This window comes from Plantactinospora solaniradicis (assembly GCF_042658085.1).
Lineage (GTDB): Bacteria > Actinomycetota > Actinomycetes > Mycobacteriales > Micromonosporaceae > Plantactinospora > Plantactinospora solaniradicis.
In genome coordinates, this window is record NZ_JBHSPR010000095.1 from 1 (window position 1) to 20,684 (window position 20,684).

Genomic DNA, 20,684 nt, shown 5'->3' on the forward strand with positions numbered 1-20,684 from the left:
GCCTACACCACTACGAAGGACGGACCTGGCAAGGCTGGCACCACCACGTCACCCTCGTCTCCGCCGCTCATGCCTTCCTCACCCTGCACCGCCTGAACCCAGAAGCGGCAGCGCCGGCCTGACCCTCTACGCCGTACTCCGCAACCTGCAACACCAGCTCGTCCGCCTGGCCGGCGCCTGCCCCACCTGCAAAACACGGTTCCCGACAACGAAACCCCGCTACCCACTCAGATTATGACAAAGCACTACTAGCGGACCGAAGGAACGGACAGTCGAAGGCCGCCCCCCGCCATACGCGGGGGCCGGCCTTCGTCGTGCTCAGTGCGCGGCGCGAACCGCCGAGAGGAGTCCGCCCTCGCCCTCGTCCTGCTGCGGCGGGGTGAGCACCGGACGCCCGTAGGCCTCGGCGCGCTCACGCAAAGTAAAGGTCTCCGCCTCCCAACCGAGGCCGTCTAGCCAGCCGACCGGGTCCTCCGGCATCTCCCAGACCCACATCGACGCTGCCGATCCCGGAGCGGCATCCCCGCGAAAGCGTTCGACCACACCGCGCGAGCCCAGTGTGAGGCCCATCCTGCTGCCTGCAGCGGACAGCGCGCCGACCCGTTCGAGCAGCGACTCCACTGCGTCCTCGGGCAGATAGATCAGCAGTCCCTCGGCGATCCACACCGTCGGCTGCGCCGGATCGTGCCCGGCCACGGCCAGGGCGCCGGGCCAGTCCTCGCGTAGGTCGACCGAAACGGTGATCCGCTCGCAGCGCGGAACGGCACGCTCCTGACGCAGCACCGAGGCCTTGAAGCCTAGCGGTTCGGCCGTGTCGACCTCGAACAGCCGCGTTCCCGCGGGCCAGTTCATCCGGAAGGCCCTGCTGTCCATCCCGGCTCCGAGCAGCACGACCTGCCGGACGCCGGACGCGACCGCCCGATCCAGCAGGTCGTCCAGGAACTTCGTCCGGATGACGATCGAGAAGGCCACACCGAGCCAGCGGCGCCGCGCCGCCTCGTCCGCGCGCGGGGGCGGCGGCGTCCCGGGGCCTCTCCCGCCGGCCGTGGCGAAGGCCAGCGCCAGCGGGTCCCGGAATAGCGGCTGTTCGCGTGCCGTCTCCATTGCCCTCACCCTGGCCACGCCCACGGCTGTGGCCCACACCCCGGACGGCTCGATCGGTCCCGCCGCATGAGTCATGCGTTCAGCCTAGCTACGCGGCGTGTCACCCAACACCGTGAACGTTCGTGGTCACAGCACAAGCTTGTCTTTTAACCTTCGGGTTGGTTGGCCTGCTGTTTCATGGTGTCGTGATTGGACAGCAGGACGGCCCTCGGTGATCATGGCGTCTCGCTGAAGATGACCATGATCCTGATCCGAAGGCCGTGATGAGCAGTGTGCCTGACCCCGCTGACCGCGTCGAGTCGCTGCGGCGACTCGGCTGGTTCCGGGAGGAGTTTTACGCCTGTCTGACCAGGCGGCCCGACGCCCTGTTCGAGTTGACGGACGCGCTGTTGTGCGCCGACGGCCCGGTCCAGAGTCTGGTCGGACTGAGCTTGACCGTCGAGCACCGCCGGGGCCATGGCGCCCTCTACGACGCGATCAACCACGGCCGGGTCGACCTGGGCCGACTGCGCCAGGCGGTGACAGCCCTGCCTGTCCCGCTGGCCGCTGACGGGCGGATCGTGCTGGCTATCGACGTGTCCCCGTGGCTGCGGCGGGAGGCCCACACCAGCCCCGAACGGCTCTACTGCCACGTGTCCGGGCAGACCCGAGCCCAGGACCAGCGGGTTCCCGGCTGGCCCTACTCGATCGTCGCCGCTTTGGAGACCGGCCGCACGTCTTGGACCGCGATCCTGGACGCCGTGCGGCTCGGGCCGGCCGACGACGAGATGGCTGTGGCCTGCGCCCAGCTTCGGGAGGTTATCGATCGGCTGATCACCGCAGGACACTGGCGCCCGGGTGACCCGCCGATCCTGATCGTGACCGACTCCGGCTACGACACCGCCCGCCTTGCCCACGACCTGGCCGGCCTACCCCTGCAGATCCTCGGCCGGCTGCGCACCAGCCGGGTGATGCGTTTGCCCGCACCGCAGCGCACACCCACCACGGTCGGCCGGCCTCGCCACCACGGCCCAGAATTGCGGTTGTCCGACGAGAGCACCTGGCCACAACCAGCCCATCACACCCGGACCGAGACCCGCCGCTACGGCATCGCCCAGGCCGTCGCCTGGAATCGGGTGCATCCTCGGCTGACTCGCCGCGCCGCCTGGATCAGCCACAGCGGGCCCTTGCCAATTCTCGAGGGCACCCTCATCCGCCTGACCGTCGACCGTGTTCCATCCGGGCAGAACCCTAAACCGATCTGGCTGTGGTGCTCCACGCCCGACCTGAGCGCCGCCCAGGTCAACCTGCTCTGGCAGGCTTACCTACGGCGTTTCGACCTCGAACACACCTTCCGGCTGCTCAAACAGACCCTCGGCTGGACCCGGCCGCGGCTACGCGACCCGGCCGCCGCCGACACCTGGACCTGGACCTGGACCTGGCTGATCATCGCCGCCCACAACCAACTCCGCCTGGCGCGCAGCCTGGCCGACGACCTACGCCGCCCCTGGGAGAAACCCGCCACTTCAGCCCGGACCGGCCGACTAAGCCCGACACGGGCCCGACGCGCCTTTAGGAACCTCCGGCCGCAGACCAGCCAACCCGCGCAGGCGCCAAAACGCACCCGGCCCGGCCCCGGACGCCCACCCGGCAGCCCCAACCGACACCGCGCACCCCACCACGACGTCGGCAAAACCATCCACCGCGCCCGCACCCAAGCCGACCTGCAGAAACCCGAAGGTTAAAAACAAGACTAGCGGGCGAAGGTGCCGACCATGTTGCCGCTGGCCAGTTCCAACTCCTCGACGGCGGCGTGCACGTCGGGCGCCTGCGGGGCACCGGGAAGTTCCAGTGGCCGGTTCACCGCGTAGAGCCGGAAGAAGTACCGGTGCGGATCGTCGTTCATCGGCGGGTGCGGGCCAGCCCAGCCGGCCGTGCCGAAGCCGTTCGTCCAGGTACGTCCGCCCGGCGGGACCTCACCCTCGTCCACGCCGCCGGAGACCGCCTCGATCCCGGTCACGAGCCAGTGCAGGAACGGTGTCCGCCCCGCGTCCCGGTCCTCGACCAGCAGGACCAGTTCGGTGGCCTCTTCGGGAACATCGAACCACTCCAACGGCGGAGAGATGTTCCCACCGGACCGGGAGAACCGGTCCGGCAGCCGGTCGTGGTCGTTGAAGGCAAGACTCCGCAGGACGATCCCAGCCATACCGTCGCCCTCCCTCCGGATCCCGTCCTCCGGCATCCGGTCATGATCGCGGTGGTGATCCCGGTGGTACATCCGCGCCGCTGCTCCGCTCGCGGGTACCCGGCGTCGGCGCGGCGAAACGGGAGCGGACGGGATCAGCGCCGACGTTTTCCGCAGTTCCGCGCAAAATGCATGCCCGTGGCCCGGCGCTTGCCCGACATCCGCCCGAAGAGGTCGTCCAGCAGCAGCGTGAGTCCCGCACCGATCAGCCAACTGTCCTTGGCGATCGGGACGCCCTGCTGGGTCGGCCGGACGCTGCCCGGCTCGCGGAGCCCGGGGGTGGCCAGGTACAACCGCATCAGGCCGCCGCCGAATCCGACCAGTCCCGTGCCCACCAGTGCCGACGGGATGACCGGCACCAGCAGGGCAGCGCCGAGGGCGAGTTCGGTGCCGGCGAGCAGCCTGGCGAAGACGTCGGGTCCGATCCGCCTGACCTGGGGGATGGCGCCGACGGCCATGCCGTGGGTGGCGGCCGCCGACTCGCCCTCCAGATTCCACTTGGAGAGGCCGGAATTCAGGAAGAACGCGCCGATGGCGACGCGCAGCGGAAGATGGGACAGATTCATCGGTCGCTCCACTCTGCCGGTGCCGCTGTGGCGACCGCCTACCCAGAAAGCCCGGTCGCACACCGCCGGGGCCCCCTGGCCAGCGCTCCGGGTCGCCGCCGCCGATCCACTCCCCCGCGCCCCGGCCTACGCCGGGGGCGCCGGCTGCTCCGGGGTCCGACCCCAACTGCGCGCGGTGTCCACCGCCGCCATTCCGGCCAGCACCAACATGGCGCAGGCCGCCACCGCGACCAGCGGCAGCAGCGTCATCGCCGGAGAGATCGCCCCGAGTACGCCCAGGGCGACCAGCCGGGACGGGGAGACCCGGCCGAAGACCTCGTACTCGAACCGGGACCGGCCGATCAGGAACAGCGCCGGCCCGCCGAGCACGAGTGCGATCATCGCCCAGCCCGAATGGTCGAGCGGATGCGCGATGATGAGTTCGAAGCTGGACGCCTTGAGCACCACCCCGGTCACCATCATCAGATGGGTGTACGGGGCGATCCGGAAGAACCGCCGGGTCTCGATGACCGACTCGATCGCCAGCGGCAGGACCTCCCCGGCCCGGTGGGTGTAGATCCGCCACAGCAGTACGGTGCTCAGGAACGCGATCAGGAACGCCCCGGAATGCGCCGGTCCCGCCCGCACTCCGCTGTAGGCGAAGCCGGTGATCAGGACCGCGTCGCCGAGCGCGATCGTGAAGAACTGCTGGTAGCGCTCGGCGAGGTGGGCGGCGGTGACGTTGTACTGCGACTGCGGCAGCCGCCCGAGCCACGGGGTCGGATAGCCCAGGCTGAAGGCGAGGTAGTCGATCAGCACCGCCAGTGCCCAGAGAGCGATCCGGACGCCCTCCCCGGACATCAGTCCGCCGACGATCCATGGCACCGCCGAGATGGCGAACCAGAAGAAGATCCGGATCGCCCGGCCCTGTGCCCGCTGACCCCGCAGGCTCGGCACCAGGAACAGTCCACGGCCCAGATGGATCCCGACGTACGCGCACGCGAAGACCAGGCCGCCGGAGCCGAACGCGTGTGGCACGGTCGCCGCCATCAGCAGGCTGCCCAGCATGACGGCGACGGTGAGCAACTGGATCGAGACCTGCTGCGGATCGTAGAGGTCGGTCAGGAACGCGGTGATCGCCCACACCCACCACACCCCGGCGAGCAGCACCGCCGACTCGGCGACGCCGAACCAGTCCAGGTTCTGCACCAGGTGTCGCGAGATGAGGGCGAGCGCGACGACGTACACCAGGTCGAAGAAGAGTTCCAGGAGCGAGACCCGGCGCGACCCCTCCGGGTCGCGCTCGAGTGCCGCCTTGGTACTCGCCCTCACCTTGCCAAGACTGCGGCAGAATGAGGTCTTTTGTTGGGGTTAATCCGTATTCCCTGAGCCGTGCGATCTCGGCGTGTCCGCTCCCCGAGCGCCGAGTACCGTCCGTGGGCATGGTTGAGCTGATCCCCGCCGCCCGGATAACGGAAGCCGCTGCCCGTATCCAGCCGCACGTCCTGCGTACTCCCACCGTCGCCAGCCCCGGGCTGGCCGAGGTACTGGACGTCCCGGTCGCGCTGAAGCTGGAGATCCTCCAGCATTCCGGCAGTTTCAAGCCCCGGGGGATCGCCAACAAGCTGCTGTCGCTCTCGCCGGAGGACTTCGCCGCCGGGTTGGTCACGGTCAGCGGCGGCAACCACGGCATGGCCCTGGCGGCGATGGCCGGCCGGATGGGCGGCCGGGCGACCATCGTGATGCCGGAGTCGGCCCCGGCCCGGTCCATCGCCCGGGTCCGCGCCACCGGGGCGACGCTGCTGCTCACCGCCGACGTCTCCCACGCGTTCGAGATCGCCGAGGAGCATCGGCAACGGGGCATGACCTATGTCGATCCGCTGGGGGATCCGGCCATCGTCGCCGGGCACGGAACGGTCGGCGCCGAGTTCATCGCCGACCGGCCGGACCTGACCGACGTGGTGGTCAGCATCGGCACCGGCGGGCTCATCTCGGGGGTCACGACCGCGATCAAGGCGGTGAACCCGGCGGTACGGATCTGGGGCGTGGAGACGGTCGGTGCCGAGAGCATGTCCCGGTCCCTGGCCGCCGGCCACCCGGTCCGGGTCGACGTCACCTCGATCTCGAGCACACTCGGCGCGCCGACCGTCAGCGAACTGACCCTGGCGCACGTCCGGGCGTACGTCGAGGAGGTCCTGGTGGTCTCCGACGCCGAGGCGATCGACGGGGTGCTCACCGTGGCCGACGAGGCCAAACTGTGGTTGGAACCGGCGGCCGGCTGCCTGGTCCCGGCCGCCCGGCGGGTGATCGAACGGGTCGGCCGGGACGCCGTCCTCGGACTCGTGCTCTGCGGCGGCAACGCCACCGTCGCGGACGTCGTGGCCTGGGCGACCCGGACGGGTGGGCTCACCCGCCCGTACCAGCCCGTCGCGGGGTAGATGCCGACGACTCGGCGAGGTGCGCGGGTCAGGCCGACAGTTCGCGCTCCAGTGGGGTCCGGAACTGCGGCGTGACCCGCGCCTCGCCGAGCCGGTCGGTGAGGTCCGCGGCGGCCGTCCGTACCGCGCCGAGCGCGTCCGAGCCGACGTCTTCGAGCATCCGGTACGCGATCTCGCCGTCCTTGCGCTGCGCCCAGCCACCGACGATCCGGCCGTCCCACCACACCGTCGGACCGATGTTGCCGAACCGGTCGAAGAGGTGGGGCGCGTGCGCGCCCAGGAACCAGTCCCGCCGGGACCAGCCCATCGGGGTGGGGTCGAGGCCGGGCAGCAGCGCGGCCCAGGGCTCCACCGGAGCCACCGGTTCGAGATCGTCGGCCAGGACCAGCCCGGTCCCGTCGTCGAGTTCCACCTCGACCGGGTCCAGCCGGGCCAGTGCCCGACGCACCTGGCCGACGGTCCATCCGGTCCACCAGCGCAGGTCCTCGGCCGGAGCGGGCCCGTACGCGGCCAGCCAGCGACGGGCCAACTCGACCTCGGCGTCCTCGGCCGACCACTGCGCCAACGGCTCCGGGTACCAGCGGTCGGCGAGCGACCAGCGGTACGGGCCGTATCGCCAGGTGCTCCGGGGCCGGCCCCGGACGATCCGCCCGTCGGCGGCGAGCAGAAGCAGTAACCGGGTGACGACCCGCTGCCGCCCCTCGTAGGACTTGCCCGGCGACAACACCAGCGGCTGGCGCAGCCGTGGATCCTCCTCGGCCAGTTCCATCGAGGTCAGCTCGCCGCGCGCCTCGATCGCCCGCAGCGCCACCTCCTCGACCTCGGCGAGCCACCGCTCCACGTCGTCGCCCACGCCGGCCTCGGTGAGGAAGCCGAGCATCTTGCGGCGCTCCCGGCCGGCGACCGTACGGGCGCACGCCTCGTGCAGCACCGGTACGAGTTCCACGGGGGTGACGAACATGGTCCGGCGCATCGCCAGCATCCGGATCAGGGCCCGATCCTCGTAGAGGGCCCGGTCGATTGTCGCGACGTCGGCGGTCGTCGACCGGGCGAACAGCGCCAGGTAGACCGTGGGCGGATCGGAGGCGTGCAGCGCCACCAGGTCCCGGGCGACCTCGACCGGATCGTCGGTTCGGGCCGCCGCCGCCAGCCGGTGTCGCCGGCCGATCCTGGCCCGCCGCTGTGCCCCGTCGATCCGCACCCTGCCGTTTCCCTTTCGACTGTCCGACGGGCCCGATCCGCTGTGCGAGGTCAGCGAACGCCCGCCAGCCTGCCCGAAGACGAGCGTGCCGCCCGGCGGCAGGAAGTGCCTGGCTGCGGGTCCCTTCCCATGTGGCGGCCAGCCTAACAACCTCCGCCGGGCCGCTGATTCTTGATCCAGACCTATGCCTGACCCACGGCCTGGGCGATGGCGAGGGTGTGCTGATATTCGCGCCAGTGGGCCAGTTTGCCGTCCCTGGTCCGCAGCACCCCGATGAACGGCGCCGAGGCGGTGACCCCGGTCGCCGTGTGGGTGCCGACCAGTTCGTACTCGACCACGATCACCTCGGGGTCACCGGTCTCGTGCATGACCACGTTGCGGCAGTCGTCGAACCTGACCGGGAACGCCGCCCGGCTCGCTTGCGTGTACTCGAGGACCCGTTGCTTTCCCTCGGTACGCGTAGGGCGACCGGGTGCGGCGAACGGCGTCTCGAGCACCACGTCGTCGGCGAGCAGGTCCGACTCGTAGGTGGGCAGGTTCGCGAGCCACCGGGCGCGCATGCTGTCGAAGATCTCGCTTGGCGTCATGTCGTCCCCCTGGATAATGAGTCAGGACTCGACTTGCGTCACCGATAATAATGAGTGGAGACTCACTTTGCTAGAGGGGCCACCGCTGCGTGCCGACGCGCAGCGCAACCGGGCACGCATCCTGGACGCCGCCGAGGCGGTCTTCGCCGAGGCCGGCACCCGCGCCTCCACAGAGGAGGTGGCCCGTCGGGCCGGCGTTGCCATCGGCACGGTCTTTCGTCACTTCCCCACCAAGGACGACCTGCTCGCCGCGATCATGAAGCGACTGCTGGCGCAGCTCGTGGAGGAGGCCGGAAGACTCGACCTCTTCGCGTTCTTCACGCACGTGGTGGCGCAGGCCGCGGCGAAGAAGGCCGTCGTCGATCTGCTCGCCGGGTCCGGCGTGGACATCCGGCTTCCGGACGCGGTAGGTCGGCTGGAGGAGGCGGTGGGCCGGCTGCTGGAAGCGGCCCAGGCCGCCGGAGACGTCGCCGCCCCGGTACGGCTACCCGAGGTGATGGCGCTCTTTCTCAGCGTATGCCAGGGCGCCCTGCACGCCGGATGGGACAACCAGTTGCAAGCCCGTACGCTCGCGGTCATCTTCGCCGGCCTGAGGTGCGACTGACCGCCGGCCTCGGGGACCAGGTGCGCGTTCACCGGCACCGATCGACCGAACCGTCGTCAGGGCGGGCCGGCTGTGCCGTTAGGGGACGATCGCGTCGACGTAGCCGCCGTCGACCCGGACCGCCGCACCGGTGGTGGCCGAGGCGAGCGGCGAGGCGAGGTAGGTGACCAGGTTGGCGATCTCGGCGGGCTCGATCAGCCGCTGGAGCAGGGACTGCGGCCGGTGCGCCCGCATGAACTCGCGCTGCGCCTCCTCCCACGGCAGTTGCCGGTCCACCAGTTCGTAGACGAAGTCCTCGACCCCACCGGTGTGGGTCGGGCCGGCGATCACGGCGTTGACCGTCACGCCCGTACCGGCGGCTGCCTTGGCGAAGCCCCGGGAGACGCCCAGCAACGCCGTCTTGGAGACGCCGTAGTGGATCATCTCGGCCGGGATCACCACCGCGGAGTCACTGGCGATGTACTGGACCCGTCCCCAGCCGCGCTCCATCATCCCGGGCAGGTATTCGCGGGTCAGCCGGACCGCGGCCAGGACGTTCACCTCGAAGTACCGGCGCCACTGCTCGTCGTCGATCTCCAGGGCCGGAACGGCGCCGAAGATGCCCAGGTTGTTGACCAGGATGTCGACGGTCGGCAGGACCTCCAGAGTCCGCGCCGCCCCCTCGTCACTGGCGACGTCGGCCGCGACCTCGATCACGTCGGCACCGGGCACCTCGGCCCGCAGCGCCGTCGCCGCCCGCCCCACACTGTCGGCGGTACGGCCGTTCACCGCCACCCGGGCGCCGGCTCGGGCGAGCTGGGTGGTGATGGCGGCGCCGATGCCCTGGGTCGAGCCGGTGACCAGCGCGGTCCGGCCGGTGAGGTCGATATTGACGGTCATGCGGTTCCTCTTCGTCAGCACGTTGTCCGGGCCGACCGGCCCGGGTGGGGCCGGCCCGGCTTCCCGACCAGCCCGACCGTAACGGCACCGGCCGGACCTCGCAGCGGCGGCGGTCCGGCCGGGGTGGCCCACGTCACGGCTTCTCACGGGGCCGGCCTCGGTGCGTCGCACATCGCAAGGCGGGCACCGACCCGGCGGGCGTCGAACGATAACCGCTCGCTCCGAGCGTGCGCCGCTGCCTAGATTGGCGGCCATGAACGAGGCGGAGGTCCCCGAGTGGGGCCGGGGCGTCCGGCGGGTCGCCGTGCTGACGGGGGCGGGCATCTCCACCGACTCGGGGGTGCCCGACTACCGGGGCCCGAACGGGGTGTGGACCCGGGACCCCGCGCTCGCGGACGCTTTCCGGTACGACCGCTTCATGGCCGATCCGGACGTCCGGGCGCGGTTCTGGCAGACCTATCTCGGCCACGCCGCCTGGCGGGCCGAGCCCAACGCCGGGCACCACGCCCTGGCCGAACTGGACCGGGCCGGGCTGGCGGTACGGATCCTGACCCAGAACGTCGACGGCCTGCACCAGATGACCGGGATCGCTCCCCGCAAGGTTCTGGAGCTGCACGGCAGCATGCGCTCGGTGGTCTGCACCGGATGCCGGCAGCGGAGCCCCGCCTCGGAGACCCTGGCCAGGGTGGCTGCGGGCGAGACGGATCCGGCCTGCCCCGCCTGCGGTGGCATTCTCAAGCTCGCCGTCGTGCTGTTCGGCCAACATCTCGACCACGACACCTTCGCCCAGGCCGAGAAGATCGCCGAGGCGAGCCAACTGCTGCTGGCGGTGGGCAGTTCCCTCCAGGTCGAGCCGGTGGCCTCGCTGTGCCGGGTCGCGGTGCTGGCCGGTGCCCGGCTCGTGATCGTCAACCGCGACCCGACGCCGTACGACGGGATGGCGGACGCGCTGGTCCGCGAGCCGATCAGCACGGCGCTGCCCCGGATCACCGCCGCGCTCACCGCCGCCCAATCGGCCTGAACCGCCGCCCAAGCGGTCTGAACCACCGCCCGGCCGGCTGAACCGTTCTACGCCGTACCGTGAGCGGTCCGTCACGGCATCGTGTTCGTACGCATGCCGGACGACCGTTCGGCTCAGCCGATCGACCGTCGAGCGATCGGCCGAACGGAGTTGATCATGTCAGCAGGAGCCGGCGACTAGGTTCCGGGCGGTAGAGCAAGCCACGGCGGAGCCGACGACGCGGGCCGTCCACCGCCGTAACCCCCACGCCCTCGCCCGCCCTGCCCGCAAGCGAGGTACGACCGTGCCGCTGCTGTCCGCACTCGACCATCAGCACACCGTCGCCGCCCCGGGATACAGCCGCTGGCTGATTCCGCCGGCCGCGCTGTCCGTGCACCTCTGCATCGGTCAGGCGTACGCGACAAGCGTCTACAAGAACTCTCTGATCGCCCACTTCGACGCCAGCCAGACCGCCATCGGTGTCATCTTCAGCATCGCCATCGTGATGCTGGGACTGTCGGCGGCGGTCGGCGGAACCTGGGTGGAGGCGAACGGACCACGCAAGGCCATGTTCGTCTCGGCGTGCTTCTGGGCCACCGGCTTCCTGGTCGGCGCGCTCGGCATCGCGACCGGGCAACTCTGGCTGGTCTACCTGGGCTACGGCTTCCTCGGCGGGATCGGGCTCGGCATCGGATACATCTCACCGGTGTCCACTTTGATCAAATGGTTCCCGGACCGCCCCGGCCTCGCGACCGGGTTGGCCATCATGGGCTTCGGCGGCGGCGCGATGCTGGCCAGCCCGCTGTCCCGGCAGCTGCTCTCGTTCTACGACCCCGGTTACGATCCGTCGAACTCCGCCTCGGTGGCCTCCGGCGGGGCGCTGGTGGGGCTCTTCGTCACGCTGGGTGTCGGCTACTTCGCCATCATGATGTTCGGCGTGTTCAACGTCCGGGTGCCCGCACCCGGCTGGCGACCGGCCGGCTTCGATCCGGCCACGGTGGCCGCCAAGCCGCTGGTCACCACCGCGAACGTCTCGGCGACGAACGCCATCCGGACCCGCTCCTTCTGGTTGCTCTGGATCGTGCTGTTCTGCAACGTCACCGCCGGCATCGGGATCCTCGAACAGGCCAGCCCGATGATCCAGGACTTCTTCCGCGACGGCGGGACGTCGACCGTCACCATCGCCGCGGCCGGTGGCTTCGTCGGACTGCTGTCGCTGTTCAACATGGCGGGCAGGTTCGTCTGGTCGTCGACCTCGGACGTCATCGGACGTAAGCCGATCTACATGGTCTACCTCGGCGTCGGCATGGTGCTCTACGCCCTGCTGGCCCTGATCGGCTCCACCGCGACCGCGCTCTTCGTGCTGCTCGCCTGCGTCATCCTGTCCTTCTACGGCGGAGGGTTCGCCACCGTCCCCGCCTACCTGCGGGACCTGTTCGGCACCTACCAGGTCGGTGCGATCCACGGTCGGCTGCTGACCGCCTGGTCCGCCGCCGGGATCGCCGGGCCTCTGATCATCAACGGGTTCCTCGACGCCCAGGGCAAGCCGGGCACCCTCACCGCGTCCGCGTACCAGCCGGCGCTGTTCACCATGGTCGGCGTACTGGCCATCGGGTTCGTCGCGAACCTCCTGATCCGGTCCGTACCGGAACGCTTCCACGAGCCGGCCACTCCGGGCGGACCCAGCCCGGCCACAACGGTCGGTGACCAGTCCACCACTACCTCCGAGGGCGGCACCGACGCCGCCGATCCGATCGGTACCGAGAGGAGCACCGCGCGATGACGGAGCAACCGCACGGCCAGTCCGCCCGTCTCTGGATCTCGTGGCTGCTGATCGCCGTCCTTCTTGGCTACGGTGTCGTACAGACCGTCATCACCGCGGCGAAGCTCTTCACCGGTTGACCCCGGATTGCCCACCCCGGAGGGGACCCAACTCCACCGATCGTGAAACATAATCGGCACGGGACTCATCCCCCCGGCCTGTTTCTCCGTACCTGTTGTGGGTCGGACCGCCGGCAGTAGATCGTCGGCGGTGCGACTCCGGCCAAAGTGGCACGATCGGGACGGGGCAGAATAGGCGACCGTGCTCGTCGAGCCGACGGGCGGTCAGCTGGGGCGCGGTGGTGGGCACCGAGGCGGAGATCGAGGAGCGTATGGCCCGGACGAGGCAGATTCAGCGAGCCAGCATCCCCAAGAGCTTCACCAGCCGGGGCAGTACACCTCGGCCGAAGGGGGCTCTCGCGGTACTCGTTGTCTCGGTGTTGGCCGCCCTGTGGGCTGCGGCGATGCTCAGCCCGATCGGCAGTCTGATCAACGCGTACATGTTCGTGTTCATCGTGTTCTTCGCCGGTCCGGTCACCCTGGTGTCGCTGAGCCTGACCGTGATGGCCGGTCTGGTGGCGACCGACCGCATCGTCCTGTTGATCCGGCACCGGGTCCTGCTCCAGTCGGCGCACCGGTCGCTCGGCATCATCGCGGTGATCGCCCTGGTACTGCACGTCTTGACCAAGATCACCGCCGGGCACGTCAGCGCGGGCACCGCGTTCCTGCCGTTCGTCGGTGGTGCCAATGTCTACGTTGGACTCGGCACCGTCGCCGGGGTGCTCATGGTGAGCGTGCTCTGGACCGGCCTGGTCCGGGTCCGGTTCGCCGGTGTCGGCAAGCCGTGGCTGTGGCGCGCCCTGCACAGCGTCTCGTACGCCGCCTGGCCGATCGCGCTGGTGCACGGCTTGCAGGCCGGCCGCGCCGCGGCCACCTGGGTGACCGTCAGTTACCTGCTCTGTGTGGCTCTGGTGGTGGGCGCCCTGCTGGTCCGGCTCTCGGTCTCGCTGGGACGCAAGCGGGAGGAGCAGGGCCAGGGCACCGGCTCGCTGGCTCCGGTCGGCAAGGCGGCCCGGTCGGCCGGACCGGTGCGGAACGGCATCGGCACGGCTCCCGCCAAACGCCGCACGGCGGACGAGATCCGGGCCAGCCGGCAGAATTCCCCGGTCACGGCCGGTCGCCGGAGCGCGACGGACGGTCGAGGGAGCGGCCGGGACAGCCGGTGGGACGACGACACCATGAGCGGTCGCAGGAGTGACCCGGACATCCGGATCGGCCGGGCCGACGACACCATGGGCGGCCGCAGGAGCGACCCGGACATCCGGATCGGCCGGACCGACGACACCATGGGCGGCCGCAGGAGCGACCCGGACATCCGGATCGGCCGGACCGAGGACGGGGGCACCCTGACCGGGCGCGACGACGACCGGGGCACCCGGGTCGGTCGCCGACGCCGGGAGAGCCTCAACGACCTGCGCGACACCGGGTCGGGTTCGGCCATCGACACCTGGGCCCGGGCCGGGGAGTCCGACACGACGGACTCGTCCCGCCGCCGGTCGGACCGGTTCGCCGTCCCCGAGGTGCCGCTGGCGCGGGACGTGGCGACCGGCGCCGGACCCGACGTACCGCCGAGCGACCCGGAACTGCCCTGGGACAGCCCGCGACGCTGGGCGACGAGCGAGCCGGAGGACCCCTGGGACAGGCCGCGACGCGGCGCGGACGACTCCGCGTACCGCCGACCGCTGGCCGACGAGGACGTGCCGCTCCGCGCCACCGACCGCGACGAGCCGCGACCGCCGGTGGTCGACGAGGAACGGCGGCCCCGGTACGACACCGACGGCGCCGGACGGCGCTCGTGGCGGGAGCCCGACGACGAGCCGACGACCGGCGCCACCAGGCCCGGCCGGCGACGCCGGGCGGCGGACGAGGAACCCGCCACGGAGCGCCCCGGGCGGCGGGCCAAGGGCGACGACGACGCCGAGGAGAGTACGAACGAGTGGGGCCGCGCCGTCCGGTACGAGCCCAACCTGGCGGCAGGTCGGGACGACGACGATGACGCCGACCGACCGGCCCTGATCGACCTCGCGTCCCGCCGGGCCCGCAAGTCCGGCGAACCGCCCAGCCGGTCCTCCCGCCGCAAGAAGTCGGACGACGCGGCCGAGGAAGGGGCGTACTGGACCAACCTGAAGGGAGACGCACGGTGAGCCTGACCGCCGTACCGCCGGTGGCCTGCTTCGGCGAACCTCGGCTCACCGCCGGATTCGACGAGTTCGGCAGGCTGGACCTGACCGCGCACGAGATGGTGCACGGCGCCGTCAACCCGCTCTCCCCCAAGGGTCTGCTCCGGTTGGTCGAAGGGATCGAACTCAAGGGCAAGGGCGGCGCCGGCTTCCCGTTCGGCCGCAAGATCCGGGCGGTGCTGGAGTCGGCGGACCGGCAGGACCTGCCGACCGTGGTCGTGGTGAACGCGACCGAGGGTGAGCCGGGCGCGTGGAAGGACAAGGCGCTGCTCACCCGGGCCCCGCACCTGATCCTGGACGGCGCCGCGATCGCCGCGTACGCGCTGGACGCCGAGGAGATCGTGATCGGTGTCGCCGACGACGGCATCGGGGAGGCGTCGCTCACCGCCGCCCTGGCCGAGCGCCGGATGCCGGTACGCACCGGCATCGTCACCGTGCCGCACCGGTTCATCTCCGGCGAGGGCGGTGCACTGGTACGCGGAATCAACGGCGAGGCGCACATCCCGCCGGGGCGCAAGCAGCGGGCCAGCGATGCCGGGGTGGGCGGCCTGCCGACGCTGCTCTCCAACGCCGAGACGTACGCGCAGCTCGCGCTGGCGGCCCGGCTCGGCCCGTACGAGTACGGGACGGTCGGCACCGCCGACGAGCCCGGCACGGTGCTGCTGACCGTGACCGGCGCCGCCGGCCGACCGGCGGTGGTGGAGTGCCCGACCGGTATCCCGCTCCGGGACGTGCTGGAACTCTGCGAGACGCCGACCGGTCCGGGCGTGCTCACCGGCGGCTACCACGGAAAGTGGATCACTGCTGAGGGCGCGGCCACCGCCGAGGTGTCCCGGGCCGGGTTCACCAAGGTCGGCGGCGCGCTCGGTGCCGGCATCATCATGCCGCTGAGTGCCGACGTCTGCCCGCTCGGCGAGGCCGCTCAGGTGGTGACGTACCTGGCCGGAGAATCCGCCGGACAGTGCGGCCCGTGCCGGCTCGGCCTGCCGGACCTGGCCCGGTCGCTGGACCTGATCGTCGGCGGCAGCGCCGCCCCCGAGGTGGTCCGCGCGGCGGCGGGCGCGGTACGCGGCCGGGGAGCGTGCAGCCACCCGGACGGCACCGCCCGGTTCGCCACCTCGGCCCTGGAGGTCTTCACCGAGGACCTGGAGGCGCACGCCAACCGGGGCGGCTGTGGCCGGAAGGTGAAGGGCGTGCTGGGCCTGCCGTCGGCGGCGGATGCCCCGACGTCGAAGCTGGTGGTGGACTGGTCCCGCTGCGACGGGCACGGCCTCTGCGCCCACGTGGTGCCGGAGTTCGTCCGGCTGGACGCCAACGGCTTCCCGTCGTTCCCGTCCACGCCGGTGCCGACCTGGCTGGAGGCGGGCGCCCGCAAGGCGGTGCGGATGTGTCCGGCGCTGGCGCTGCGGATGATGCCGGTGAACTGACCCGGCGTAGCCGATCCGACCGGCACGGCCGGCCGAGCGGAACCCCCGGTCCGGTGGTCCGCTCGGCGGCAGGCGAGGATGAGGTCGTGGAAAACGATCTTCTACTGGCCCGGCGTGCCGCGCTGGCCGGCGCCGCGGTCGGCCTCCGGTACTTCGCGGACCTCGCCCGGCTCGCCCCCGAGCACAAGTCGGACGGCAGCGTGGTGACCGAGGCCGACCGGGCGGTCGAGGCCGCGATCCGGGCGGTCCTGGCCGAGGCCCGGCCCGACGACGCCGTGCTCGGCGAGGAGGCGGGACAGGTCGGCGCGGGCAGCCGCCGCTGGATCGTCGACCCGATCGACGGCACCGCGCAGTTCGTCGTCGGCGACGACCGGTGGCTGGTCCTCGTCGCGCTGGAGGAGGCCGGCGAGATCGTCGTCGGGGTGGCCGCGGTTCCGGCGCAGGCGAAGATCTGGTGGGCCCGGCGCGGCGGCGGCGCGTACGAGGCCGACATCGCCGAGGGACGCGAACGCGACGCACGGCAGATCTTTGTCGACCGGACCGCGCCGGAGCGGTTGTCCGGCAGCCGGCTCGGCGTGGTACCCGTCGACGACCAGGTGTTTCCCGCCGAACGCGAGATGATCGCGCCGCTTAGCGCGGTGACGACCCCGAGCCCGTGGCGCCGGCACGCCGCACTGCTCGTCGCCCGGGGCGAGTTGGACCTCGCCGTGCAGACCCGTGGCCAGGTGTGGGACTTCGCCGCCACCTCGCTGATCGTGACCGAGGCCGGCGGCCGGTACAGCGGGTTCGACGGCCGGACCCGGCCCGGACCCGGCCCGGCGCTGTTCGCCCGGAGCGACGCCCTGCACGCCGCCGCGCTCCGGGTCCTCGACGCCCGGAACGCTCCGACGGCGACGGCCGGCTGAGTTCCGGATACGGCCGCCAGCCCCGCCAGGGCTCAGGCCCGTCGGGGGCGCGGCTCAGGCTGGTCGACGGGGCGTGCGTCAGGCTCCTCGACCGGCTGCGGCTCAGGCTGGTCGACGGGCCCGGACGGCGAACATGATCGGGGTGGGCGCGCCACCCTCGGTGAACCGTTCCAGGGTCAGGCCGGCATCGAGCAGGGCGTGCAGCAGGTCCGGCAGGGGTCGGTGCATGGCACCGACCTTGTCCCGGATCCCGTGGTCGGTCCACGAGTCCTTCGTCCAGTACGTGTCGAGGTAACCGGGGCGGATCAGCACCGCCTCCCGATCGGTGTGGTCGGCGAACCCGCCGCAGAAACAGGGGTGCACCCCGATGTGCACGAAGACCCCACCCGGGGCGAGCACCCGGGCCGCCTCGCGCAGCACCGCCGGGTAATCCGGCATGTCGGTGTGGACCATCACGGCGACGGCCGCCGGAACGGAACCGTCCCGGACCGGCAGCCGGGTCGCGTCGGCCCGGGTCACCGGCAGCCGCCCGGCGGCGTGCCGCAGCATGCCCGCCGACAGGTCGACGCCGAGCGGGGTACGACCGAGCGCCCGGACCTGCTCGGCGTACGCGCCCGTGCCGCAGCCGAGTTCCAGGCAGGGACCGGACCCGGGGCCGAGCAGCAGCCGCAGGGCCGCGCCGATGCCGAGCGGATCGTCGTCGGCGGCCAGCCCGCCGAGGAACTCCCGCTCGTACCAGTCCGCGATCTCGTCGTACGCCGGCACCGTCCCCATCGGACCCTCCCCCGTCGCGCCGCTCGCTCGCCTCCATTCAGCCACCCGTTCGGGGGACGGGGCCAGGGATTCCGCGCACGGCGAAAGCCGGCCGACCAACGGTAAGGTGCTCAGGATGCGGACGTACCGGATCGGCGGTGCCCTCGCCGGGGCGTCCCGGACGATGTCGTTCGGCGTCGTCGGCGGGATCTACCTGGTCGCCGGGCTCGGTGCGGTGCTGACCTGGCAGCTCGCCGGAGCACGGCATCCGCTGACCGGCGCCCTGTACGCGGACCTCGTCGCGACCCTGCTCGTCTTCGCCGCCTCGATGCTGCTGCGCAACGCCAGCATCTACGACCCGTGCTGGAGCGTGGCACCGCCGCTGATCATGGTCGGTTGGATCGTGGCGGCGGCCGAGGACGGGGTGGTGCTCCGCCAGTTCCTGGTGACGGCGCTGGTCACGGTGTGGGCGTTCCGGCTGACCGCGAACTGGGCACGCGGCTGGTCGGGGTTGCGGCACGAGGACTGGCGCTACCGCCAACTCCGGGCACAGACCCGGGGCCGGCTGCCGTGGTGGCTGGTGAACCTCACCGGCATCCAGCTGATGCCGACCCTCGTCGTCTTCGCCGGCCTGCTGTCGGGCTGGCCCGCCGTGGCCGGTGACCGCGCGGTCGGCCCGCTGGACGTGCTCGCGGTGCTGGTCACCGCCGGGGCGATCGGGCTGGAGGCGGTCGCCGACGACCAGCTGCGCCGATTCACCGCCGACCCGGCGAACCGGGGCCGGATCTGCGACCGGGGCCTCTGGCGGTACTCCCGGCATCCCAACTACCTCGGGGAGATCGCCTTCTGGTGGGGGCTGTGGCTGTTCGGCCTGGCCGCCGACCCGAGCTGGTGGTGGACGGTGATCGGCCCGCTCACCGTACTCACGCTGTTCGTCGGGGCGACGATTCCGTTGATGGAACGGCGGTCGCTGGACCGGCGGCCGGGGTACGCCGCGCACCGGCGCGAGGTGCCGATGCTGCTCCCCCGGCCGCCGATCCGGCACCGTATCCCCGACTGAGCCGCCGATCCGGCGACGCATCCCCTGCTGAGCCGCCGGGCCCGGTCAGGTCAGGACGTGCCGGGCAGCAGGACGTCGAGGAACGGGTTGCTGAAGAGTCGGTGCGGGTCGTACCGGTTGAGGGTCGCCACCGCCCAGTTCCAGGTCGGGTCGGGTCCCTGCCGGTACGAGTCGGGGACGACCTGGGTCAGCATGGTCGGATCGGCCCAGGCGGCCCCGTCGGTGTACCCCCAGCCCTTCGACCACTCCACCCGGCAGCCGGCGTACGCGCCGCTGTAGTTGGTGAAGAAGAAGACCTCCATCTCCCGGTAGAAGGCGTGCGCCCGGGGAGCCGTCGGGAAGGTGAGGACGTCGAACCAGACCACGGTGTCCCACTCGGGGTGGTCCGCCCGGGGCCGGACGGCGGACAGGGCCGGCGGCTCCGCCCCGGGTACGCCGACGTCGGCGGCCCGGTCCAGCCCGGCGACCCGGATCTCCACCTGGCCGGTGACCGGGAACTCGCCCCGGCCCTGGTACGTGGCGAGCTGGCGCTGGTAGAACTGGGCGAACTCGCTGACCACCCGCTGGATCGAACTCCGGTTGGTGTGCACCGCGTAGCCGTTCGCCGTCTCCCGCAGGGTGGTCGGCTTGACGTAGAGCAGCAGGTTCTTCGACGGTCCCCACAGGTCGGTGGCGAGGGTGGCGGTCAGCCCGGTGGCGGCGGTGGTGTACTGCACCTGGCCGAACGTCGGCGCGAGCGACCAGGCGCCGTTCAGCATCAGCTCGGCCAGCTCGGAGACGGGTTCGGGAACGTTGTCGGAGAAGACGTAGTTGTACGGCGCGACGACCGGCCGGGAGGTCAGCGGCCGGGTCGGCGCGACGCTCCAGACCTTCAGCCAGGGCTTGTCGGTGAAGGCGAACCAGATCGCCTCCACCCGCCCGGCAGCCGCCACGTAGCTGGCCAGGGTGCGCCGGGCCCCGCTGCCGGGCGGGGCGAACAGCTCCGATACGGGAATGTCCACGGTGCTCACGCAGCGGAGGTTCTGGTTCGCCCCGACCCGCATCGTCACCTCGGTGACGAATGCCCGACCGACGTGGGTGAGCAGGGCCTTGCAGTCCGGATGCGACCGGTCGAAGGTACGCAGCACGTACCCGCCGGCCGCCGGGTCCCAGACCACGGCGGTGAGCGAGAGGATGAGGTTGCTGAGCGAGCCGTAGGTGTGGCCGGGCGTCCGGGTCTCGCCGTCGGCCGGTACCGAGGTGCCGTGGCCGTTGATCGCGAGCACGCCGCCGACGCTGAGGTCGCCGGGTGCGGGGGTGTTGGTGACGCCGAGCCCGTGCTGTTCCAGGAAGCCGAGGAAGTCCTCCATCGAGGCGCCGGTCTGGACGCGTACCGCCGCCGCCGGTCCGGTCGACAGGACGGTCATCGCGGTCAGGTGCTTCGTGGTGTCGACCAGGATGGTGCGGCCGGCGGAGCCGTCGCCGTTCGGCACGGTGAGTGGTGACCAGGTGTGCCGGTATCCACGTGGACGCACCGCATAGCCGTGCCCGTACGCCCAGTTGGTCACGGTGACCACCTCGGCCGGGGTGCGCGGTGCGCAGGTCCACATGCCGTCGACCTGAATCTCGCCGGCCCAGTTGCGGTACGTCTCGCGATAGACGGGTATATCGGTCGGGAAGTCCGGTGGCGCGGATCGGTCAAGTCCCGGCGTCCACAGTGCGCCGACCGCCGTGACGGCCGAGGCTTCCAGGAAACCGCGTCGGGTGAGAGCCATTGCGATCCTCTCTGTTCGGAAGAGGTCGACGCCTTACCCGTCAATATCAATGACGGAACTCGATCAAGCGGCCAACCGGCCTCCCTGATCAAACCGACAACGGCGGCACACCGGCGCCAACCCGACCAACCTCGGACGCGGA

The 20,684-nt window shown here is 71.4% G+C and carries 19 protein-coding genes; 10 read left to right on the forward strand and 9 right to left on the reverse strand.

Translation table 11 applies throughout. From position 1 onward, the window contains the following. Window positions 1-318: 318 nt before the first annotated feature. Window positions 319-1,179, reverse strand: a complete 861-nt coding sequence (locus ACFP2T_RS45835; RefSeq protein WP_377433794.1) for a class I SAM-dependent methyltransferase — start codon at window positions 1,177-1,179, stop codon at window positions 319-321. A 188-nt stretch (window positions 1,180-1,367) separates the two neighbouring features. Here ACFP2T_RS45835 and ACFP2T_RS45840 point away from each other — a divergent pair, with 188 nt between their 5' ends. Then, window positions 1,368-2,828, forward strand: a complete 1,461-nt coding sequence (locus ACFP2T_RS45840; protein WP_377433797.1) for an NF041680 family putative transposase — start codon at window positions 1,368-1,370, stop codon at window positions 2,826-2,828. Between the two features lie 8 nt (window positions 2,829-2,836). On the opposite strand, the gene ACFP2T_RS45845 is transcribed toward ACFP2T_RS45840, so the two are convergent. From ACFP2T_RS45845 to ACFP2T_RS45855, 3 genes are all read right to left on the reverse strand, one after another. Next, complete coding sequence (locus ACFP2T_RS45845) at window positions 2,837-3,289, reverse strand: YbhB/YbcL family Raf kinase inhibitor-like protein (RefSeq protein WP_377433800.1); 453 nt, start codon at window positions 3,287-3,289, stop codon at window positions 2,837-2,839. 134 nt (window positions 3,290-3,423) lie between these two features. Continuing rightward, on the reverse strand, window positions 3,424-3,894 hold the full coding sequence (locus ACFP2T_RS45850; protein ID WP_377433802.1) for a DoxX family membrane protein: 471 nt from the start codon (window positions 3,892-3,894) through the stop codon (window positions 3,424-3,426). Window positions 3,895-4,020: 126 nt separating this feature from the next. Next, window positions 4,021-5,205, reverse strand: coding sequence for a low temperature requirement protein A (locus ACFP2T_RS45855; RefSeq protein WP_377433805.1), 1,185 nt, complete (start codon window positions 5,203-5,205; stop codon window positions 4,021-4,023). A 110-nt stretch (window positions 5,206-5,315) separates the two neighbouring features. On the opposite strand from ACFP2T_RS45855, the gene ACFP2T_RS45860 reads away from it, so the two are divergent. Next, window positions 5,316-6,311: a threonine ammonia-lyase gene (locus tag ACFP2T_RS45860; RefSeq protein ID WP_377433808.1), complete on the forward strand. Its 996-nt coding sequence runs from the start codon at window positions 5,316-5,318 to the stop codon at window positions 6,309-6,311. A 28-nt stretch (window positions 6,312-6,339) separates the two neighbouring features. Here the strand turns inward: ACFP2T_RS45860 and ACFP2T_RS45865 are convergent, their stop codons facing one another. Both ACFP2T_RS45865 and ACFP2T_RS45870 read right to left on the reverse strand, forming a co-directional pair. After that, entirely contained in the window at window positions 6,340-7,512 is a 1,173-nt protein-coding gene (locus ACFP2T_RS45865) for a winged helix DNA-binding domain-containing protein (protein WP_377433811.1), read from the reverse strand. Between the two features lie 182 nt (window positions 7,513-7,694). Further along, entirely contained in the window at window positions 7,695-8,099 is a 405-nt protein-coding gene (locus ACFP2T_RS45870) for a nuclear transport factor 2 family protein (protein ID WP_377433813.1), read from the reverse strand. Between the two features lie 67 nt (window positions 8,100-8,166). Between ACFP2T_RS45870 and ACFP2T_RS45875 the strand changes: the two genes are divergently transcribed. Next, the gene (locus ACFP2T_RS45875) at window positions 8,167-8,703 is read left to right on the forward strand and encodes a TetR/AcrR family transcriptional regulator (RefSeq protein ID WP_377433816.1); all 537 of its coding nucleotides are present in this window, start codon (window positions 8,167-8,169) and stop codon (window positions 8,701-8,703) included. 78 nt (window positions 8,704-8,781) lie between these two features. Here the strand turns inward: ACFP2T_RS45875 and ACFP2T_RS45880 are convergent, their stop codons facing one another. Then, window positions 8,782-9,582, reverse strand: a complete 801-nt coding sequence (locus ACFP2T_RS45880; protein ID WP_377433818.1) for an SDR family NAD(P)-dependent oxidoreductase — start codon at window positions 9,580-9,582, stop codon at window positions 8,782-8,784. 253 nt (window positions 9,583-9,835) lie between these two features. Between ACFP2T_RS45880 and ACFP2T_RS45885 the strand changes: the two genes are divergently transcribed. From ACFP2T_RS45885 to ACFP2T_RS45910, 6 genes are all read left to right on the forward strand, one after another. Continuing rightward, on the forward strand, window positions 9,836-10,603 hold the full coding sequence (locus ACFP2T_RS45885; protein ID WP_377433820.1) for an SIR2 family NAD-dependent protein deacylase: 768 nt from the start codon (window positions 9,836-9,838) through the stop codon (window positions 10,601-10,603). A gap of 289 nt (window positions 10,604-10,892) precedes the next feature. Then, window positions 10,893-12,365, forward strand: a complete 1,473-nt coding sequence (locus tag ACFP2T_RS45890; RefSeq protein WP_377434049.1) for an OFA family MFS transporter — start codon at window positions 10,893-10,895, stop codon at window positions 12,363-12,365. Further along, the gene (locus ACFP2T_RS45895; RefSeq protein ID WP_377433822.1) at window positions 12,362-12,484 is read left to right on the forward strand and encodes an MFS transporter small subunit; all 123 of its coding nucleotides are present in this window, start codon (window positions 12,362-12,364) and stop codon (window positions 12,482-12,484) included. The genes ACFP2T_RS45890 and ACFP2T_RS45895 overlap by 4 nt, the downstream gene beginning before the upstream one ends. A 251-nt stretch (window positions 12,485-12,735) precedes the next feature. Further along, complete coding sequence (locus ACFP2T_RS45900; protein ID WP_377433825.1) at window positions 12,736-14,607, forward strand: hypothetical protein; 1,872 nt, start codon at window positions 12,736-12,738, stop codon at window positions 14,605-14,607. Beyond that, window positions 14,604-16,070: an NADH-ubiquinone oxidoreductase-F iron-sulfur binding region domain-containing protein gene (locus tag ACFP2T_RS45905; protein WP_377433828.1), complete on the forward strand. Its 1,467-nt coding sequence runs from the start codon at window positions 14,604-14,606 to the stop codon at window positions 16,068-16,070. The genes ACFP2T_RS45900 and ACFP2T_RS45905 overlap by 4 nt, the downstream gene beginning before the upstream one ends. An 86-nt stretch (window positions 16,071-16,156) precedes the next feature. Next, window positions 16,157-16,975: an inositol monophosphatase family protein gene (locus ACFP2T_RS45910; protein WP_377433829.1), complete on the forward strand. Its 819-nt coding sequence runs from the start codon at window positions 16,157-16,159 to the stop codon at window positions 16,973-16,975. A gap of 102 nt (window positions 16,976-17,077) precedes the next feature. Here ACFP2T_RS45910 and ACFP2T_RS45915 read toward each other — a convergent pair whose 3' ends face one another. Next, entirely contained in the window at window positions 17,078-17,749 is a 672-nt protein-coding gene (locus ACFP2T_RS45915) for a class I SAM-dependent DNA methyltransferase (RefSeq protein WP_377433832.1), read from the reverse strand. 115 nt (window positions 17,750-17,864) lie between these two features. On the opposite strand from ACFP2T_RS45915, the gene ACFP2T_RS45920 reads away from it, so the two are divergent. Further along, window positions 17,865-18,788: a DUF1295 domain-containing protein gene (locus ACFP2T_RS45920; protein ID WP_377433834.1), complete on the forward strand. Its 924-nt coding sequence runs from the start codon at window positions 17,865-17,867 to the stop codon at window positions 18,786-18,788. A gap of 50 nt (window positions 18,789-18,838) precedes the next feature. On the opposite strand, the gene ACFP2T_RS45925 is transcribed toward ACFP2T_RS45920, so the two are convergent. Beyond that, window positions 18,839-20,542, reverse strand: a complete 1,704-nt coding sequence (locus ACFP2T_RS45925) for a cholesterol oxidase substrate-binding domain-containing protein (protein WP_377433837.1) — start codon at window positions 20,540-20,542, stop codon at window positions 18,839-18,841. Between the last annotated feature and the right edge of the window lie 142 nt (window positions 20,543-20,684).

What these genes read in the sequence shown, in the direction of transcription:
- ACFP2T_RS45835 (WP_377433794.1), bottom strand. Translation starts at nt 1,179, where the DNA reads ATGACTCATGCGGCGGGACCGATCGAGCCGTCCGGGGTGTGGGCCACA.
- ACFP2T_RS45840 (WP_377433797.1), top strand. Translation starts at nt 1,368, where the DNA reads ATGAGCAGTGTGCCTGACCCCGCTGACCGCGTCGAGTCGCTGCGGCGA.
- ACFP2T_RS45845 (WP_377433800.1), bottom strand. Translation starts at nt 3,289, where the DNA reads ATGGCTGGGATCGTCCTGCGGAGTCTTGCCTTCAACGACCACGACCGG.
- ACFP2T_RS45850 (WP_377433802.1), bottom strand. Translation starts at nt 3,894, where the DNA reads ATGAATCTGTCCCATCTTCCGCTGCGCGTCGCCATCGGCGCGTTCTTC.
- ACFP2T_RS45860 (WP_377433808.1), top strand. Translation starts at nt 5,316, where the DNA reads ATGGTTGAGCTGATCCCCGCCGCCCGGATAACGGAAGCCGCTGCCCGT.
- ACFP2T_RS45870 (WP_377433813.1), bottom strand. Translation starts at nt 8,099, where the DNA reads ATGACGCCAAGCGAGATCTTCGACAGCATGCGCGCCCGGTGGCTCGCG.
- ACFP2T_RS45880 (WP_377433818.1), bottom strand. Translation starts at nt 9,582, where the DNA reads ATGACCGTCAATATCGACCTCACCGGCCGGACCGCGCTGGTCACCGGC.
- ACFP2T_RS45885 (WP_377433820.1), top strand. Translation starts at nt 9,836, where the DNA reads ATGAACGAGGCGGAGGTCCCCGAGTGGGGCCGGGGCGTCCGGCGGGTC.
- ACFP2T_RS45895 (WP_377433822.1), top strand. Translation starts at nt 12,362, where the DNA reads ATGACGGAGCAACCGCACGGCCAGTCCGCCCGTCTCTGGATCTCGTGG.
- ACFP2T_RS45900 (WP_377433825.1), top strand. Translation starts at nt 12,736, where the DNA reads ATGGCCCGGACGAGGCAGATTCAGCGAGCCAGCATCCCCAAGAGCTTC.
- ACFP2T_RS45915 (WP_377433832.1), bottom strand. Translation starts at nt 17,749, where the DNA reads ATGGGGACGGTGCCGGCGTACGACGAGATCGCGGACTGGTACGAGCGG.
- ACFP2T_RS45920 (WP_377433834.1), top strand. Translation starts at nt 17,865, where the DNA reads ATGCGGACGTACCGGATCGGCGGTGCCCTCGCCGGGGCGTCCCGGACG.
- ACFP2T_RS45925 (WP_377433837.1), bottom strand. Translation starts at nt 20,542, where the DNA reads ATGGCTCTCACCCGACGCGGTTTCCTGGAAGCCTCGGCCGTCACGGCG.